Origin of the sequence: Fundidesulfovibrio putealis DSM 16056 (assembly GCF_000429325.1) — a bacterium.
GTDB classification, from domain to species: domain Bacteria; phylum Desulfobacterota; class Desulfovibrionia; order Desulfovibrionales; family Desulfovibrionaceae; genus Fundidesulfovibrio; species Fundidesulfovibrio putealis.
The window spans coordinates 300,696-318,505 of record NZ_AUBQ01000005.1 but is presented as its reverse complement, the minus strand read 5'-3'; the positions used below and the strand labels follow the sequence as shown (position 1 = coordinate 318,505).

Annotated in this window: 13 protein-coding genes; 6 read left to right on the top strand and 7 right to left on the bottom strand. The window is 67.0% G+C overall.

The window, feature by feature from the left end:
* Positions 1-5: 5 nt before the first annotated feature.
* Complete coding sequence (locus G453_RS26125; protein ID WP_051271912.1) at positions 6-2,606, top strand: ATP-binding protein; 2,601 nt, start codon at positions 6-8, stop codon at positions 2,604-2,606.
* Positions 2,607-2,629: 23 nt separating this feature from the next.
* Here the strand turns inward: G453_RS26125 and G453_RS26120 are convergent, their stop codons facing one another.
* Positions 2,630-5,020: a methyl-accepting chemotaxis protein gene (locus tag G453_RS26120; RefSeq protein WP_051271909.1), complete on the bottom strand. Its 2,391-nt coding sequence runs from the start codon at positions 5,018-5,020 to the stop codon at positions 2,630-2,632.
* Between the two features lie 98 nt (positions 5,021-5,118).
* On the opposite strand from G453_RS26120, the gene G453_RS0106810 reads away from it, so the two are divergent.
* Complete coding sequence (locus G453_RS0106810; protein ID WP_051271906.1) at positions 5,119-5,916, top strand: M48 family metallopeptidase; 798 nt, start codon at positions 5,119-5,121, stop codon at positions 5,914-5,916.
* A gap of 165 nt (positions 5,917-6,081) precedes the next feature.
* Here the strand turns inward: G453_RS0106810 and G453_RS0106805 are convergent, their stop codons facing one another.
* From G453_RS0106805 to G453_RS26110, 6 genes are all read right to left on the bottom strand, one after another.
* Positions 6,082-6,360: a hypothetical protein gene (locus tag G453_RS0106805; RefSeq protein ID WP_027190442.1), complete on the bottom strand. Its 279-nt coding sequence runs from the start codon at positions 6,358-6,360 to the stop codon at positions 6,082-6,084.
* A gap of 96 nt (positions 6,361-6,456) precedes the next feature.
* Complete coding sequence (locus G453_RS26115) at positions 6,457-7,332, bottom strand: M23 family metallopeptidase (RefSeq protein WP_051271904.1); 876 nt, start codon at positions 7,330-7,332, stop codon at positions 6,457-6,459.
* A 2-nt stretch (positions 7,333-7,334) separates the two neighbouring features.
* Positions 7,335-8,774, bottom strand: coding sequence for a diadenylate cyclase (locus G453_RS22795; protein WP_043644723.1), 1,440 nt, complete (start codon positions 8,772-8,774; stop codon positions 7,335-7,337).
* A 181-nt stretch (positions 8,775-8,955) separates the two neighbouring features.
* Positions 8,956-9,384, bottom strand: a complete 429-nt coding sequence (locus G453_RS0106790; protein ID WP_027190441.1) for an ATP-binding protein — start codon at positions 9,382-9,384, stop codon at positions 8,956-8,958.
* Positions 9,381-9,752 (bottom strand): STAS domain-containing protein, encoded by a 372-nt coding sequence (locus G453_RS0106785; protein WP_043644721.1) that lies wholly within the window; start codon positions 9,750-9,752, stop codon positions 9,381-9,383. Before G453_RS0106785 ends, G453_RS0106790 begins: the two co-directional genes overlap by 4 nt.
* A gap of 25 nt (positions 9,753-9,777) precedes the next feature.
* Positions 9,778-11,892 (bottom strand): SpoIIE family protein phosphatase, encoded by a 2,115-nt coding sequence (locus G453_RS26110; protein WP_084502149.1) that lies wholly within the window; start codon positions 11,890-11,892, stop codon positions 9,778-9,780.
* Positions 11,893-12,090: 198 nt separating this feature from the next.
* Here G453_RS26110 and G453_RS26105 point away from each other — a divergent pair, with 198 nt between their 5' ends.
* From G453_RS26105 to G453_RS26100, 4 genes are all read left to right on the top strand, one after another.
* Positions 12,091-12,690 carry a hypothetical protein gene (locus G453_RS26105; RefSeq protein ID WP_051271898.1) on the top strand — a complete coding sequence of 200 codons (600 nt, stop codon included), beginning with the start codon at positions 12,091-12,093 and terminating at the stop codon, positions 12,688-12,690.
* Positions 12,687-13,532, top strand: coding sequence for a flagellar motor stator protein MotA (motA, locus tag G453_RS0106770; protein ID WP_027190438.1), 846 nt, complete (start codon positions 12,687-12,689; stop codon positions 13,530-13,532). The genes G453_RS26105 and motA overlap by 4 nt, the downstream gene beginning before the upstream one ends.
* A 66-nt stretch (positions 13,533-13,598) precedes the next feature.
* Complete coding sequence (locus G453_RS22780; RefSeq protein ID WP_051271894.1) at positions 13,599-14,348, top strand: OmpA/MotB family protein; 750 nt, start codon at positions 13,599-13,601, stop codon at positions 14,346-14,348.
* Positions 14,348-17,740: a response regulator gene (locus tag G453_RS26100; protein ID WP_156920835.1), complete on the top strand. Its 3,393-nt coding sequence runs from the start codon at positions 14,348-14,350 to the stop codon at positions 17,738-17,740. Before G453_RS22780 ends, G453_RS26100 begins: the two co-directional genes overlap by 1 nt.
* Positions 17,741-17,810 lie beyond the last annotated feature (70 nt).

Below are 17,810 nucleotides of genomic sequence, written 5' to 3'. Positions count from 1 at the left end.
GGACCATGACCTATCGCTTCGCGGATCTCGTGGACACGCAGACCCTTGCAGAGCTTCTCGCGAGCCTCCACAAGGCCACCGGCCTGCCCGCCATCGTGCTGGACAACGCAGGCCATGCCCTGGCTTCAGCAGGCTGGAGAACAGGTTGCTCCCTGCGTCATCTGCCCGACTCGCCCTGCGTGTCGCTGATCTGCCGCAGGCCGGAGCCGCAATCCGGCCACCCCCTTCCCCATTGCGCAACCGGATACCAGCTCTTCAAGTGTCCTCTGGGCCTGTGCGACGCCATTGCGCCGGTCCTGGTGGAAGGCGAGGCGGTGGCCGCCATCCATATCGGGCAGTTCCTGCTGGCCCCCCCGGACATGACCCGCCACAAGGCCCTGGCCAGAAGCTACCACCTGCACGAAAAACCGCACATGGAGATGATCGCCAAAGCCCCGGTGGTGGATATCGGGCGTCTGGAAAAGATCATGTCCTTCCACGCCACGCTGGTGGACACCCTGGCCGACCAGGGGCTCAAACGCCTGCGCCTGCGCGCCGCCGAGGCCGCCCTGGCCCGCAGCGAGAGCCGTTACCGCAGGCTCCTCTCCTCCGTGACCAACTACATTTACACCGTGCGCATGGAGGCCGGACGCATCGTCTCCGTGCGCCACGGCCTGGGCTGCGAGCCGGTCAGCGGCTACCCGCCGGAGGCCTTCGAGGCCGACCCCAGGCTCTGGGTCAGGCTGGTGCATGAGGACGACCGCCAGCAGGTCATACGCTTTCTCGAGTGCATCATGAGCGGCGATGCAGGGCAGGACGTGAAGCCCCTGGAGCACCGCATCCGCCGCAAGGACGGCGCGCTGCGCTGGATCCGCAACACTCCGGTGGTGACGCGCGGGCCGGACGGCAAGGTGGCGCTGTTCGAGGGCCTGGTGCAGGACATCACCGACCAGAAGGACATGGAGGAGGAACTCAAGGCCGCAAGCCTCAAGGCCGAACAGGCCAACCGCGCCAAGAGCGACTTCCTGGCCACCATGAGCCACGAAATACGCACCCCCATGAACGCCATCCTGGGGCTTACGCGCCTGGCCCTGAAGCGCGTGTCCGACCGCGACGTGCGCGACTTCCTGGAAGGGGTGTCCGAGGCAGGTTCATCATTGCTGGCCGTGCTGAACGACATCCTGGACTTCTCCAAGATAGAGGCAGGCCGCCTGGAGATCGTGAACGAGGATTTCGACCCCATGGACGTTTTGTCCCAGGCGGCGCGCACCCTGGGCATCCAGGCCGCGCGCAAGGGCCTGGACCTCTGTGTGGAGACGTCCGGGACGATCCCCCGGACCATGCGCGGCGACCCGCAGCGCCTGCGCCAGGTGCTGCTCAACCTGCTGGGCAACGCCGTCAAGTTCACGTCACGGGGCGCGGTCACCCTGCGGGCGCGCCCGGCGCGCGACGAGATGATGCATAAGGACGTGCTGCAAATATCGGTGGTCGACACCGGCATCGGCATCCCGGTCGACAAGCAGGAGGTCATTTTCGACACTTTCACCCAGGCGGACTCCACCACCACCCGCCGCTTCGGCGGCACGGGCCTGGGGCTTGCCATCTCGCGCCAGCTTATCGGCATGATGGGCGGGCGCATCTGGGTGGAAAGCGAGGCCGGACGCGGCTCCACGTTTCATTTCACCCTGCCGCTCCGGCTGAGCGGGGAGCTCTCCCCGCCAGAGCCCGTCAAGAGCGCCATGCAGGAACGGCTCGCCGAGCGTATCGGCGCATCTGGCGCATCTGGCGACCAGCCACTGCGGCCCATGCGCATCCTGCTGGCCGAGGACGAACCGGCCAACCAGATGTTCGCCCGGACCTTCCTGGAAGAGGAAGGCCACGAGGTGGAGGTGGCGGAGAATGGGGCGCGGGCCTTGGAAAAGCTGGCCGAGGGAGGCTTCGATCTGGTGCTCATGGACGTGTCCATGCCCGTGATGGACGGCCTGACCGCCACCCGGCTCATCCGCTCCGGGCAGGCTCCGGGCGCGGACCCCGGCCTGCCCATCGTGGCCCTGACGGCCCACGCCATCAAGGGCGACCATGAACGCTTCCTGGAAGCGGGCATGGACGCCTGCGTGGTGAAGCCGGTGGACATAGACGAGCTGACACTGATCCTGAGGGACGTGCAGAGCGGGCGGCGGCCTGCCGTCAAACCCCAGCCCGCCCCGGCCCCTGCGCGGGAATTCGACGCGGCCTGGCTGCGCAAATGGTTCGCAGGACGCGAGCGGGTGCTGACGGCGCTCCTGGCCATCTTCCAGGAAGAGACCCCGCGCCGCCTGCGAAAGCTGCGCGAGCTGCTGGATGAGGGAGGCGAACCGGGCGCGGACGCCAAGAGGGTCCTGCAGGAAGCCGCGCGGGAGGCCCACAGCATGAAAGGCTCCGCCGCAGTGGTGGGAGCCACGGCCGTGCGCACCCAGGCGGCCAAGCTGGAAGAATCCCTGGCCGACGGGCAACTGCAGCTGGCGGAACAATGCCTGGGCGTGCTGAACGTCGAGTGGCAGGCCGCTCTGACCGCCATGGAGGCCGGGACGCCCCAGGAAATGCTGAAGTCCCCCGGCCAGAATGCCGAAGCGGTCTCTGAAGCCTAGAGCCGCGCGTAAATCGGACCTGCCTAGTTCTTCATCCCCCGGATGAGCTCCTCCAGGCTGGAAGCCTGGCTGTTCACCTCTTCCAGGGCCTGGGAGGCGTCCTCCATGCCCTGGGAGGTCCGGGCGGAAATCTCCTCGATCTCGGCCACGGAGTGGTTGGCCTGGGCGCTGGCCCTGGCCTGTTCGCCAGCCGCCTGGGCGATGGCCTTGGCCTGCTCGCTGGAGCCCTGCACGATGGACACGATGCGCCCCAGATATTCGCCCGAGGATTCGGCCAGGCGGGTGGACTCCACGATGTCGCGCGCGGCCTTTTCCGTGGCGCTCAAGGTGCGCGAGGCCCCGTTGCGGATGGCGTCCAGGGTGGAGCCGACCTCGTGGGTGGCCTGCATGGTCTTTTCGGCGAGTTTGCGCACCTCGTCGGCCACCACCGCGAAGCCGCGCCCGGCGTCGCCCGCGCGGGCGGCCTCGATGGCGGCGTTCAGGGCCAGCAGGTTGGTCTGGTCGGCGATGTCGCCGATCACCTGAAGCACGCGGCCCACGTTGTCGGCCTGGGCTCCAAGCTCTCGCATCTGATCCTGGAGCGCCAGCATCTGGTCCTGCGCGGCGGAGATGGACTGCACCGCGGTGCGCACCATGCTCTCGCCCTCCTGGGCCGTGCCCTTGGCGCTGTCCGCGCTCTGGGCGGCCTCTCCGGCCAGATCGGCCACCTGCTGGGCCGAGGCGTTCATGGAGGCCATGGCCTCCACGGTGTCCGAGGCGCGCTCGTTCTGGTGCGCCGCGCCCTCGGCAGCCTGGGCGATGCACTCCGCCAGACGGCGCATGGCGTGCCCCAGTTCCCCGGCGATGTCCTGGGAGGAGGTCAGGGCCAGGGCCAGCGAGTCGTTGCGGCGCTCCAGCTCGGTTTCATGGCGCTTCATTTCGGTGATGTCCGAGAGCACGCCCACCACGCCGATGATGTTGCCGTCCAGGTCGTAGAGCAGCTCGGAATCCACCAGGGCGTGGCGGACATTGCCCTTGCGCGTGGCGAACTGGATTTCCGCCTTGTACACACAGGCGTTTTTCTTCAGACAGTCGCTCATCACGGTTTCCTTGGTGGCGTCGTTGCGCACCAGTTCCGCCACGGTGAGCCCCACCCAGGCCTCGGGCTCCCCCTCCACCTCGATGAACTCAAGCAGTTCCCGGTTGGTGTAGGTCACGCGGGCTTCCTTGTCGGCCACCAGCAGAGGGACCTTGAAGGCGTTCTGGAGGCCCATGGTGTAGCCCAACTTCGCGCGAAGCTCGCGCACCATCACCTGGATGTCCTCGGACAGCTCGCCCAGTTCCGCGTGGCAGGCGGTGCAGGGCGCGGCCAGCAGGTCGCCCTCAGCCACCTTGTGGGCGTAGGAGCGGATGCTGGAGAGCTGCGTGACGATGCTGCGCCCGAGGAGGAGCACACTGATTCCGGCCAGTATCAGCGCCACCACGGTGAGCCCCAGGGCGCTGTACTTGGTGGTCTTGCTGTGGGCGATGCGCTTGGCCAGCAGCACGTCCAGTTCAGCGGAAGCCGTGTTCCAGAGTTCCACGGTGGTGCGTCTGGCGTCGTCACCGAGTTTCGTCAGCTCCTGGGGCTTGAACTTGGCCCCGCGCACCATGCGGTCCAGTGCGGAGATGAACGCCTGATTGGCCTTGGAGTAGGCTTCCAGCTTGGGCGGCAGCACGGCCTGCAACGAAGGGGAGGTTTCGTAGAAGTTGGCGTCTTCCTTGAGGGCGGTGCTCAGGCTGGCCGTCACGCGCTCCAGGTCGGATTCGCGCAGCATGGCCACGTACACCTGGATCATGCTGCGTTCCTTGAGGCTCAGGTCGTTGCCGCCGGTGAGGGGCAGGGCGTCCTGCAGGGCCTTGGAGAGGCGGTCAAGCGTCTGGGGGAGGGCCAGGAGCACCGCGTCCATGACGTAATAGCTGTCCAGGTCCGGGTCCAGGATCAGGTTGGAGGTGTCGCCCGCGTGGGCGGCCATGCCGCGCACGTCCGCCATGAGCGCGTCCAGGGCGTCCTGGGTCGGGGCGCTGCGCGTCTTCTTCCAGGCGTCCTCCACCGTGGCAGGCAGGAGCTTCGCCCTGTCGCGCCGGGCCAGATCCCCCGGGGTGAATTGCAGATCCTCGCCCAGGGTTTTCTGGAGTTCGCCCAGAGCCGCAAAGGCCTGGTCCACCTTGGCCGTGGCCTGCGGAGCCTGGGGTCCGACCTGGGGGATATTCTCCAGGAGGATCACCAGGGGCCTCAGATAGGCATTGCCCTTGATCTCCATTTCCGCAAAGGTGATGTCCTTGTCCAGGCTGCGGATCGTGAAGAAGGTCAGGACCGCTATGGGAAGGGCGAAAACAAGGCTGCTCAAGGCCAGCTTAACCGGGATGCGAACGGTCTTCAGGCCAAACGACATGGAAAGCCTCCCGAAATCTCAGATTCACAAAAACGTCATCAACCGAGCGCAACGCCATACGTCATACCCATTTTGACAGCAAGCCCCCGCATTCGCCAATGACCACTCAAAACGCCACATCCCTTTCCCTGCCCCCCTACGCGCACCGGATCAGCCCCCGCGCCAAACGGGTGCGGCTGGTCATCACGCCCGAAACCGGCCTGACCGTGGTTACCCCGCCTGGGTTCGACCCCGGCCTGCTGGCTGGCATCGTCATGGATCGCCTGGAGTGGGTGGAACACCACCTGGAACGGGCGAACGCCGCACGGCAGTCCCCCGCCGAGCCGCCAGCCCGCGTGGAGCTGCGCGCCGTGGGGCGCGTGCTGTCCGTGCGCTACCGCGCGGGGAGCTTCACGGCGGGGAGAAACGCGCAGGAGCGCCCCGGCTCGTCGCGGATGGACGGCGCTGCGGCGCGGGAGAAGGACCTGGGCGGGGTGCGCGTGCGGGAACAGGGGATATCAACTCTGGAAGTTGCCGGGAACATCGCCTGCCGCGACAGCGTGATGCAGGCCCTGCGCCGCTGGCTGGTGCGGGAGGGGCAGCGCGTGCTGCCGCCTTGGCTGGAGTCCGAGGCCGCACGGCTCGGGCTTTCGTATTCAGGAACCAGCGTGCGCCTGCAGCGCACCCGCTGGGGAAGCTGCTCGGCCAAGGGGCTCATCTCACTGAACGCCCGGCTGCTGTTCCTGCCTGAGGAGGTTGCGGGTTACGTGCTGGCCCATGAGCTGGCCCATACCGTGCATCTGAACCACTCCCCTGCGTACTGGAGATTTTTGGAGCGGCTTCTTCCCGGAGCCAGCCAGCTGGACCGCGCCCTGCGCGAGGCGCGCCGTCTGGTTCCGGCCTGGGCCAGGGGCTGACGCGCCGCAGGCGCATGCCGCCAGCACGAAAAAGCCCCCTGCGCGTGGAATTCCCACGGCAAGGGGCATGCTTCCTGGAACGACTCCTGGAACCCAGGCAGTCATGAAATCGATTGTTCTCCGCCTGAACGCATGAATCGCGGGAACGGGCCGCGAAGCCTGCCCCTAGTATTTCCTGGTGCGGCGGCGCTCCTCGTTCTCCACGCTGCGCGCCTTGGCCTTGGCCACGTTGAAGTCGGCCGTGGCTTTCTTGATCCTATCCGGGTCGCCGCTGGCCTGGGCCTTGGAGAGTTCCGCCTGCGCCGCGTCCAGGCGCTGGGCGACGATCACTTTCTCTGCCTCGTAGGTCGGGGCGGTCATATATTGAAGGTTGCGCTCGTATACTTCGTTGGCGCATCCCACAGCGGCAAGACACAGGGCCAAAGCCAGGAGCGCGTATTTCATCGGGACACCTTTGTGCTGTCTGATTCGATCATAAGGTCTTTTTATAACTCATGTACGGTTGGGCCGTCCATCGGTTACGCGAAAGTTTACCGAAGGTTAATCAAGCATGAAGTTCAAGGGGTCCACCTGTTGGCCGTTCAGGCGGACCTCGTAGTGCAGATGCGAGCCCGTGGTGCGTCCGCTCATGCCGGAGTGGGCGATCAGCTTGCCGCGCGTCACCTCGTCCCCAGCCTCCACCGAAACCGACTTCAGGTGCGCAAAGACCGTGCTGACCCCGTGCCGGTGTTCGAGCACCACCACAAGCCCGTAGCCGGACTCGTAGCCTGCCGAGACCACCTTGCCGTCCGCCGGGGCCACGATGGGGCTGCCAATGGGGACGCCGATGTCCACGCCCTTGTGGTATTCGCGGGAGCGCCCCATCAAGCGGGCGCCGAAATCGGAGTTGATCGTTCCGCGCACGGGCCACAGGGAGGGCCGCGCTGCGAACTCCAGTGCCCGCTCGTGCAGCACTGAAGCCAGCTGGCGCTGACGGACCTCCTGGAAGGCCACCTCCTCCACCAGGGCTCGCGCCATGGCCGAGAGCTGTCGGACAAGGCGCTTCTCGCTGCCGCTCCCGCCTTCGACCAGCGGCGCGGACCCCATGGACACCCTGGACTCTGACTCGTCCAGGCTGGTCACGCGTGAAAGCTTGCTGTTGAGGCTGACCACCGGGTCCAGCTGGCGGCGCAGGGAGCTCAGCTTGTCATGCACGGCCAGCAGCTGGCCGCGCTCCACGGCGCTCTGGGAACGGGCGGCGTGCAGGCGCAGGCGAAGGGCGCTGAGAGACGTGACCTCCGGCATTCTCCAGGCCAGGTGCGCCGCCCCCAGGAGCGTAACGCCCATGACCGCCCAGGGCAGCCACACCGGAAGCCGCACGCCCCAGCGCAGCCTGCCGTCGCGCGTGCGCCGGTAGACGACGTAACTCGCGTTCACGCCTACTGTCCCTCCAGCCAGGATTCCAAAGCGGGCGGGTTCAGGTCCAGGTCGCCCTCCTTGTGCAGGTCGCAGGCGGCGTTGAGCTGCACGCCGCCCTGGATGATGAACACCGGCGTGTCGGCGGAGACCACCACCACGATGATGCGCGGATGCATGGCCGTGAAGCGCAGGGCCGAATTGTAGCGCGCCCCGCGCGAGCGGTCCTCGGAGTCCACGCCCCTGCCGTCCAGCAGGCAGGCGAAGGCGCACAGGAGCCCCGCTCCGGTGAGGTGCAGCGCCCCGTCCAGCTTGGCGAGCGATTTCGCCAGATCCAGGTGCTGGGGGTCTTCCAGGTGCAGGGGCGGGTCCACGTGCTGCCCGGCCATGGGGGGCAGGGACGCGCCGGGATCGAGCACCAGGGTGCAGCCGAAGCCTTCCTTGCGGGCCTGGTCCACGATGGCGCTGGTCATCTGGAACAGCGCATGGCCCTGGTCCGGACCGGTCTGGGCCTCGAGCAGGGCTTCCTCCAGCACCACCAGGTTGGGCTTTCGCGTGGTGGACTGGTACACGCCGTCCACGAAACTGCACACGGATTTGCCCCCCAGGCGCAAAAAGCCGAACCGGTCCTGAAAATCGGCGGTGAGCCGGTTGGAGAGGCCGTTGGCCTGGGCGCAGATGCCAAGCACCCGCTCGCCGTCGCTGACCAGACGGCGCGTGGAGTCCTCCACCGAGAGCAGCAGCTTGCGCACATGCTTGGCGTTGTGCAGGAAGGGGCGTTCCACCTCCGGGAAGCGGATCATCCACTGGACGTTGTCGGCTTCGGCTGGCTCGATGAAGATGACCCGGCCCGTGGGAGGCTGGCCCTCCTCGCGGGTGGTGGAGACGTTCAGCACGGCCTCCAGGATGGGATAGAGCGGGATGTGCGGCGGCCTGCCCAGGGTCTTGCTCATCTCGGCGAAAAGATGGTTGCGCACGGCGTGGTGCTCGAAGGCTTCCAGGGCGTGCTTGGAGGCCGAAGTGAAGAACGCGCCCTCGGAGGCGTAGTCGTGAGCCAGGAGCCACACCGCGTGCTCCAGCCAGCGCTCGGTGGGGCCGGTGGAGCACATGTTGGGGTGCAGCTCGGTGAACCACATCTGGTAGAACAGGGGCTGGGCGTATCCGCCGGAGCAGATCATGCCCGTCAGGTGGAGCTTCTGCGCCCAGGCAGCCTGACCGAAAGGCTTCATGGAGGCGGTGTCCGGGGCGGTCTCGCGCCATTCGTCGGATTCCAGGAAGACCTTGGCCAGCTTGGGTTCGTGGCCGCGCAGCAGACGCCTGGGGTCGTGCACCAGCAGTTTGGAGTCGCGCGACTCGGCCATGATGAGCGCCACCCGGCTCGGCCCGGAAAAGCGGGTCAGCCCCTGGCGGAGGCCCTCGAGCACGTTGCGTGCGGATATCTGCTTTGCGGTATTGAGGATCATGGGTGATGCGGAAGCGCGGCCCTCGGGTCGTCCCCGCGCCCAAGCGGTGCGGAGATGCAAACGTTCCTGCTGAAAGGGAAAGCGTCGCGCAAAAGAGAGGCCGGGGCGTCCGTGTCACGTCCCAGTAAGATAAAGGCCACCCCTTGGCAACCCTGCCCCTGCGGAGGTTAGGCCGCCAAACTTATTCCCAGCGGCGCGACATGGACAGTTCGTTTCGCCCCCGGGCGCTTGAATAGCCCACGGCCTCCATGACTTCGCCCATGATGCGAAGCCCCCAGCCGCCCATGGGCATCTGTTCCAGGTCGTCGCCGCCGGGTATCGCGGGCAGGATGTCCGGGAAGCGCTCGAACCCCTGGCCCAGGTCGGCCACGATCACGTCGAGGCGTCCGTCGCCCAGGCTCACGTCCACCTCCACCGGGGAACCGGCCCTGCGTCCGTAGCCGTGGATGATGGCGTTGTTCACGGCCTCGCACACGGCCAGCTCCACAAGCGGGATGTCCTGGCGCGGCCCGGGCTCGTTTTCCAGGATGCCCCGCAGGGCGTTGCCCACCATGGAGACGTGCTCCAGAGCGCTGTCGATGGTCAGGCGCACGCGCTTGCGCCCCGTCATGGCCTGTCCCCCCGGTTTTCGATCCCGGAGAGGGCCTCCACCGCGCCCTCCACCGTGTCGTAGACCCCCATGAGGCCCTGGTCCAGGCGGGTGACCTCGAACAGCTTGCGCACGGCGGGCACGGCCCCCGAGCAGGCCAGACGCCCCCTGCCGGACAGGGCGCGAAGCGCCCCCAACAGCACGCCAAGGCCCGTGGAGTCCATGAAGGGCACGGAGGAGAGGTCGCAGACCACCAGGGTCTGGCCGCGCGCCAGGATTTCCTCAAGCCTGCGCCGGAATTCGCCGCACCCGGACGCGTCCAGCCTGCCTCCCAGGGGGGCGAGCACCGTCACGCCGTTGATCGAGCTTTCCACAACCGTTGCCGTCATGATTTCCCCCAATGCCGGATGCTGTTTATGCGAAGGTGATGACCAGGACGGTCAGGTCGTCCTGGGGGCTGGCCTTGCCTCCGAAGGATTCCAGGGCCTTGCGCAGGGCGTCCATCCGGGCGTCCACGGGCAGCCCGGCGGTGGCGTCCAGCCATTTGCGCAGCCGGGCCATGCCGAAGCGCTTGCCTGACGCGTTCTCGAATTCGGTCAGCCCGTCGGTGTAGAGCACCAGCGTATCCCCCGGATCAAGCGTGGCCTGCCCCGCCTGGAAGGGCAACAGCCCTGCCAGACCTATCACCGTGCCGCCCTCGTGCAGCTCTTCCACTCCCCCTCCCGCGCGTACCAGAAGCGGCGGGGGATGTCCGCCGTTGCAGTAGCAGAGGGCCATGCGCTCCAGGTCCACCGTGAAATACACCAGGGAGAAGTACCGGTCGAAGCGCTCCAGCGGAAACTCCATGTCCAGGGCGGTCAGCACCCGGTCCGGAGCAGGGCCGGAAGAGGAGTGGGCGGCCCAGCCAACCGAGAGCGAATGGAACTGCAACGCCTGGGCCGCTGCCGCCGCCACCAGGGCCGAGGGCACCCCATGGCCGCTTACGTCCAGCATGTACACGGCGATGCGGTTCTCATCCAGCCACAAGATGTTGAATATGTCGCCGCCGATGGTGGCGCTGGGGGCGAACAGCCAGCGGGCCGTAAAGCGCGGGTCCGGGGGCAGGTCCTTGGGCAGCAGGCTCTTCTGGATCTCCGCTGCGGCCTTGAGGTCGCGCTCCATGTCGGCCTGCTGCTGGGCCAGCCGCTGGGTGAACTGGCGCTGGGCCTCCTCGGCTTTGCGCCTGGGGGTAATGTCGCGCATGATGCAGGTGCGAAGCGGCTTGGAGGGCAGGTCCACCATGGCCACGCTCAGCTCCATGGGGAAGCGGCGCCCGTCCTTGCGCCAGCCGGACACCTCCCGCACGGGACCCAGGCCCCGCGCGTGCCTGCCCTGCAACGCGCCGGGGGCGATGTCCTCCATGGCCCGGCCCTGGAGCTCTGGAAGGCTGTAGCCGAACATGGACGCCGCCGCGCTGTTGAGCGACTCGATGCGCCCGTGCTGGTCCACGGTGATGATGCCGTCCGCCGCGCCGTCCAGGATGGCCCGCAGTCTGGCTTCGCGCTCGCGCATGGCCTCCTGGGCGTGTTTGCGCCCGGACACGTCCACGCCCACCAGCAGGTAGCCTTCCACGCCGTGCTTGCCCTCGATGGCCGAAAGCGCAAGCTCTGCCGCAAAACGGGAGCCGTCCTTGCGCACCAGGGTCCACTCGCCGAAATCCTTGCGGCCCGAACGCGCCAGTGCCGCCAGCACCCCGACTCCGGCGATGGAGCGCCCCTCGGCGGCGCTGACCGAGCGCCCGCGCAGGGCCAGCTCGTCCTCGTCCAGAAAGGCCAGCGGTGTTTCCAGGCCTTCCATCTCCTCGGGCCTGAAGCCCAGCAGGTTGGACGCGCCGGGGTTGAACATGGTGATGACGCCGCTCTGGCTGGTGGCCACGATCACCACCCGCGAGGCGGCCTCCAGCACGCCCTTGAGCCGCCCGGACAGCTCCTCCAGGGATTGCAGCGCCACCTGCTTGGCCACGTATTCGGAGCGCAGCTCTGCATTGAGCCGGATGATGTCCAGGGTGCCGCGCCGCAGCTTCTCGGTCTCCTCGTGCTCGGCGGTGATGTCCCGGGCCAGGATGGCCAGCCCGGACCGCCCGCCGGACTCCCCGGCAACCGCCAGGAAGGTGGCCTGGGCCGTCACGGCCCTGCCGCCGCGCCCGGCCAGGTGCAAAACGCCCGTGCTGCCCATGCTCCCCATGCTCCCGGCCCCGTCATGGAGCGCCTCCAGGATCATCGCCCGCGCGTTGTCGCGCGAATGCGGCGCGGCGAGGTCCCAGGCGGGCGTACCGGGAGGGGGCGCGCCGTCCAGGCCGAACAGCACAAGGGCCGCCTCGTTGGCCTGAAGCACCGAGCCGTCGCCGTCCGTCAGCAGCACCGCGAGCGCCGTGCCGGCGAGCAGCGCGCCTCCCAGGCGCAACGCCGCCGCGTCGTCCGGCACGTCCCGGGCAGGGGTATTCCCGGACTGTGGCCCGGATGGGGGCGGGGATGATGGCGTGGTCGGCATGTATTGGATATCCGTGCGGCGAATCTACACTCAGCGCCAGGGCAGTGACAATCAACTTCTTGCACTGGGCGGGGCCATGAGGCTGTTGTGGAACATCCTCAATGCCGGATCGCCAATATCCGCCTTGCCTGCCGCATTTGGCGCATGGTACGAGATGGGCAGAATCGTTGATTTCCGACTCAAAGCAGAGGCGCGACAGTGCAAAGTTCCAACAGACGCACGGACTACAGGGTGGCCGTGCCCGAAGCCTACCTGCGGGAGCTGGCCATCTGGTTCTGCCCAGGACGCGACTACGTCCGGCTGAGCGCCGCCGAACTCGGCAGGCCGCACCTGGCCTTGTCCAAACTGGGCCAGGGAAGCATCGTGCTCATGGACCTGTCCATCCGCGGGCTCGGGCTGCATGCCACCCTGCCGCCGGACGTGGCCTCCAAACTGCTTGAGGCCAAGACCTGCTTCATCTACCTTAAGCTGTGGGACCCCAGCGCCGACGACCCGTACGGAGAGCTGAGCGTCTTCACCTACAACCAGCTGACCAGGGTTGCGCAGACCGACCGAGGGCTGCTGCTCGGTTCGCACTTCCTGCGCTTCGCCGTTGGCTCGCGGCTGGAGAAGGCGCTGGAATTCCTGGACGCCAGATCCTGCGGCGTCTCCCACCTGGCCCATTGGTGCGACAACATCCTGCGCGGCGGGTTCTCCGGAACGGCCCGGTTCTGTAGCGGACTGGACATGAACAACCTGCTGGCTGAAATCGAGGCCGCGCTCGCCCATCCCTGCACGGCCGGAGAGGAAACGACATGATCGCGATACTGGGCATCCTGGTGGTGCTGGGCTGTGTCGGCAGCGGCTACTGGATTGCCGGGGGCAAATTCGGCATTCTGCTTCAGCCAGCCGAACTGCTGGTGATCGGCGGCGCGGCCCTGGGCGCCCTGCTCATCGCCTCCACCAAGACCTCGCTGAAGCTGGTTTTCCAGAACATCAAGGAAGTCTTTTCCGCCAAGCACTACGACACCGCCGACTACACCGAGGTGCTAAGCCTCCTGGCCCGGCTGCTGATCAAGATCCGGCGCGAAGGCCTGGCCAGCGTGGAGCCGGACATCGAACACCCCGAATCCAGCGGCATCTTCGGCGCGCACCGCAGGGTGCGCGAAGACCCGCAGGTGGTGCGCTTCATCTGCGACACCTTCCGGGTGTACCTGGTCACCGGCGAACCAGCCGAGATCGAGGGCATCATGCACGCCGACATCGAGTCCATGCACGCCCTGAGCTCGCTGCCGGCCCAGAACCTCTCCAAGGTGGCCGAGTCGCTGCCGGGCCTGGGCATCGTGGCGGCGGTCCTTGGCGTGGTGCTCACCATGCAGAAGATCACCGCCCCCCCGGACGAACTGGGCCACTCCATCGGCGCGGCTCTGGTGGGCACGTTCCTGGGCGTGCTGCTCTGCTACGGCTTCGTCGGCCCCATGGCCACCAAGCTCGAGAACCGGTCCCTGGAGCGCGAGGCCTTTTTCGGGGTGATCCGGGCCACCATCGCCAGCACCGCCCACGGGGCCACCCCCATGATCGCGCTGGAGTTCGGGCGGCGCTCCGTTCCCGAAGTCTACCGGCCCACCTTCGAGGACCTGGAACGCCTCATCAGGAGTTGATCCGGGAGCCCCCTGGAGCTCCATCATTCAGACGCCGGGCCGATTCCCGGCGGCAGGACACCCGGCATGAAAGCGAAACGCTGCCCCCCGCAAAGCACCAGACGCCACCAGCAGTTCCACGGCGGCAGCTGGAAGGTCGCCTACGCCGACTTCGTCACGGCCATGATGGCCTTCTTCCTGCTCATGTGGATCCTGAACATGGTCCCAAAAGACGTGCAGAAAGCCCTGGAGACCTACTTCAAGGCCGACACCAAGCTCGGCAAGGCCGGAATCGACCCCAACAACGCCCTGGTAGGCAGCCCCGACGTCAAGACCCAGCAGCTTTCGGAAGAGCAGGCCGCGCGCTACGCCATCGCCATGCGCTTCAAGAAGATCATCACCGAGGACCCGTTCCTCAAGCAGAGCTCCGGCGTCAGCTCCGATGACACGGGCGTGCTGCTGCGCGTCAACAACGACGCCATGTTCAAGCCCGGCTCGGCGGAGCTCACGCCCGAGGCCCAGAAGGTCGTCAAGGAGGTGCAGGAGGTGCTCAGGGCCTTCAACCTGTACCTGATGGTGCGCGGACACTCCGTGCCCGACGAGTTCAAGGGCGGGCCGTTCCCCTCCAACTGGGAGCTGTCCGGGGCTCGCGCCGGAGCGGTGGTCCGCGCCGTGCTCACCGACAAGCAGCTGCTCCCCAACCGCATCCGGGCCGTCTCCTATGGCGACACCATGCCGCTCGCCCCCTCCTTCACCCCCGAGAGCGACAAGGTGAACCGGCGCGTCGAGTTCTATTTCCACCGGCCCGACGTCATGAACAGCCGAGTCGTGAATTAGTGGCCGTATTTCCTCCCGTCACGCTCAAGGGGAGGATGCTCCTGCTGATCGCGGTCCTCATGGCCGCGTCGGCGGCAAGCGCCCTGGGCCTGGTCTGGCTCACCTACGAGGGGGCGGTCACCAGGGAGCAGGAGACCCAGGCCATGGAGACCCTGACCCTGGCCTCGCTGCTCATCCGCGACCGCAACGACGACCAGACCGACCGACGCCTGGAGGCCATCACCGACCAGCGCGTGACCCTCAAGCAGAACCTGGACATGTTCCTGGCCTCCCTGGAGGCTGAACAGTCGCACCTGCTGCGAAGCGGCGTGTCCGAAGCCGAAGCCAAGCGCATGGCCCTGGCCGCAGCGGATCAGGCCAGCTTCCGCACCGGGTTGAACGTCTTCGTGTTCGACAAGGATTTCACCGGCCTGGCCAATGCGGAAAAGTCCCTGGTGGGCAGTAACTGGCGCAACCTGAAGGGCACGGTGGACAAAGGCGCCCTGGAGTTCGCGCGCTCAATCGTGGACCGCGACGGCTTCGACACGCTGCTCCTGTGGTGGCCGGAGGGCAACTCCCGCGTGGAGAGCAAGCACCTGGCCAGCCTGGGGTATTTCCCCGCCTGGGGCTGGTACGTGGGGGTCAGCGTCGACTACGGACGCCTGGAGACCCGCGCCGTGCTCGACAAGAACCACATGGTGCGCGACGTGCTGGATTCCCTCTCGCGCCTGCGCCATGGCCGCCCCGGCGGCGTGTTCGTAATGTCCGACATGGGCAAGTCCTTCCTGCTTCTGCCGTCCGGGGCGTTTCGCGAAGTGGTTGAAGCCCACGCGGAACAGATCACCCGCGCGGTCACCAGCCCCGAAACCCCCGCCAGGTTCGACTGGAAATACGAGTCCGGGGACAGCGTGGCCTACGTGCTCCTACTGCCGGAACTGGGCTGGCGGGTGGGACTCATCATGGACTCCTCATCGCTGTCCGCCGCAGCGTCCACCCTGGCCAAACGCCAGATGATGGCCATCGGCGCGGTGTTGCTGGCGGGCCTCGTCCTGGCCTGGATCATCACCAACCGCATAAGCCGCCCCATCCGGGACCTGACGGAAAGCGTTGCGCACCTGGACCCCATGGAGGGCGCTGGCCCGGCCATGCTGAGCGAGCTGCGCACCCTGGCCGCCAGACACCCCGGCGAGGCGGGGATGCTGGCGTCGGCCTGGGCGGACACCCTCCAGGCCCTGGACTCCGGCATCGCCAGGCTGCAACGGGCCGCCCGCGCCAGGGAGAACGCCTCGCGGGAACTGGCAGCGTCAAGGGACGCCCTGGCCAAGCTCAACCAGGACCTGGAAACTCGCGTCAAAGTGCGCACCGCCGCCCTGGAAGCGGCAAACGAGCGCCTGCGCAGCAGCGAAGCCCGCTACCGCAACCTGTTCATGCACTCTCCCGTGGCCTTCCTGGAGGTGGACATGTCCGCCCTGGCGGAGTTCCTGCGCAGCCCGGAGACCGCCGCCGTCACCGACATGGCAGCCCTGGTGGCGGACAAGCCGGACTTCATGCTCGACTGCCTGCGCCTCATCCACCTGCTGGACGCAAACCCCTCCGCCCTGGACATCTTCTGCGCCTCAAGCGTCAATGAGCTGTCGTCCAATCTCCAGATGGTCACGCTGCCCGAAACCTTCCCGGCCACCGTCAATCTCTTCAGGGCGCTGACGCAGGGGGCCACCTCCTACGCCTACGAATCCGCGTTCATGACCCTGTCCGGACAGCAAAAGCACGCTTTTTTCAGCGTACGGCCCATGCCTGGGCACGAAGCCGGGCTTGAACGGGTCCTGGTGTCCCTGCAGGACGTCACAGAGATCAAGGAGGGCGAGATCCGCCTGCGTCTGGCGCACCAGGAGGCCCAGGCCGCCAGCAAGGCCAAGAGTGAGTTCCTGGCCAACATGAGCCATGAAATCCGTACGCCCCTGAGCGCCATCCTCGGCCTGGCCGAGCTGTCCCAGCGACAGAACGACCCCGCCAAGACGGCCATCCACCTGCGCATGATCGCCGAGTCCGCCCAGACGCTCCTGGGAATCATCGGGGACGTGCTGGACCTCTCGCGCGTGGAAGCGGGCAAGCTGACCCTCGAATACAAGGTCTTCAACCTGCCGCGCGCAGTGGAGCGCGCCACCCAGCCCTTCCAGTCGCAATGCGCGGCCAAGGAGATCGAGCTCAAGCTGGAACTGCCCCGGGAGCTGCCCGAAACCCTGGAAGGCGATCCCATCCGGCTGGGCCAGATCCTGGCCAACCTGGTGGGCAACGCCGTGAAATTCACCAGCCAGGGGCGCATAACCGTGTCCGCCGAAATCCTGACGCAAAGCGGCAGCCACTGCGAACTCCAGTTCTGCGTCAAGGACACCGGCATCGGCATCTCCCCGGAGCTGACCGGGGCCATCTTCGAGAGTTTCCGTCAGGCGGACTCCTCGTTTTCCAAACCCTACCAGGGCGTTGGCCTGGGCCTGGCCATCAGCCGGGAACTGACGCTCCTCATGGGCGGGCGCATCTGGGTGGACAGCGTGCCCGGCGCGGGCAGCGCATTCCATTTCACCGCGCGCTTCGCCATACCCAACGCCGCCAGCCTGGAACCGCCCGTGCCGCATCCGGACAGGCCCTCCGGCAGGATCCCCACCGGAATGAGGGTGCTGGTTGCGGAGGACAACCCCGTGAACCGCCACGTATTCACGGAGTTCCTGTCCTCGCTGGGCCACGCCGTGACCACGGCGGAGGACGGGGCGGAGGCGCTGGAAAAGCTCTCCCAGGCGACGTTCGACCTGGTCTTCATGGATGTGCAGATGCCGCGCGTGGACGGCCTGGAGGCCGTACGACGAATACGGGCGGGCGAGTGCGGCGCGGACAAGGCCGAGGTTCCCGTGGTGGCCCTGACCGCCTACGCCATGAGCGGGGACCGCGAGCGCTTCCTGCATGCGGGCATGTCCGGCTACCTGCCCAAACCCGTCAGCCTGAACGCCTTGCAGCAGACACTGGCCGAATACGCCCCCAAGGACGCGCCTCTTCCGGTCCAGGCCCCTGTTGCCCAGTCTGCCGGGCAGGAGGTGCGCAAGGGATTTGAGCCGCTCATGGCCGAATTCACGGCATTTCTTCAGGAACGCGCGGCCACGGCCATGGCCCATCTGGAGGCCGGGGAACTGGAGCAGGCTGCCAGGGCCGGGCATGACGTGAAGGGCACGTCCATGGCCTTCGGCGTCACCGAAGCCAACCTGCTGGGCGCACGGCTTGAGCAGGCCGCCAGACAGGGCGACCTGGAAGCGGCCTTGGCCGCGACGCGGGAGTTGATGGTGCTGCTTGCGGGGGATGCCGGGAATCAGGGGGATGTTGAAAAGGCCAACACGAGCGGCGCGCCTTCAAATGACGCTGTGTAATGCTGATGTCTTGAATAATTCGAACACGTGAGGATCAAGCAAACTCATCGCCCGCAGCAGTCCGAACAGA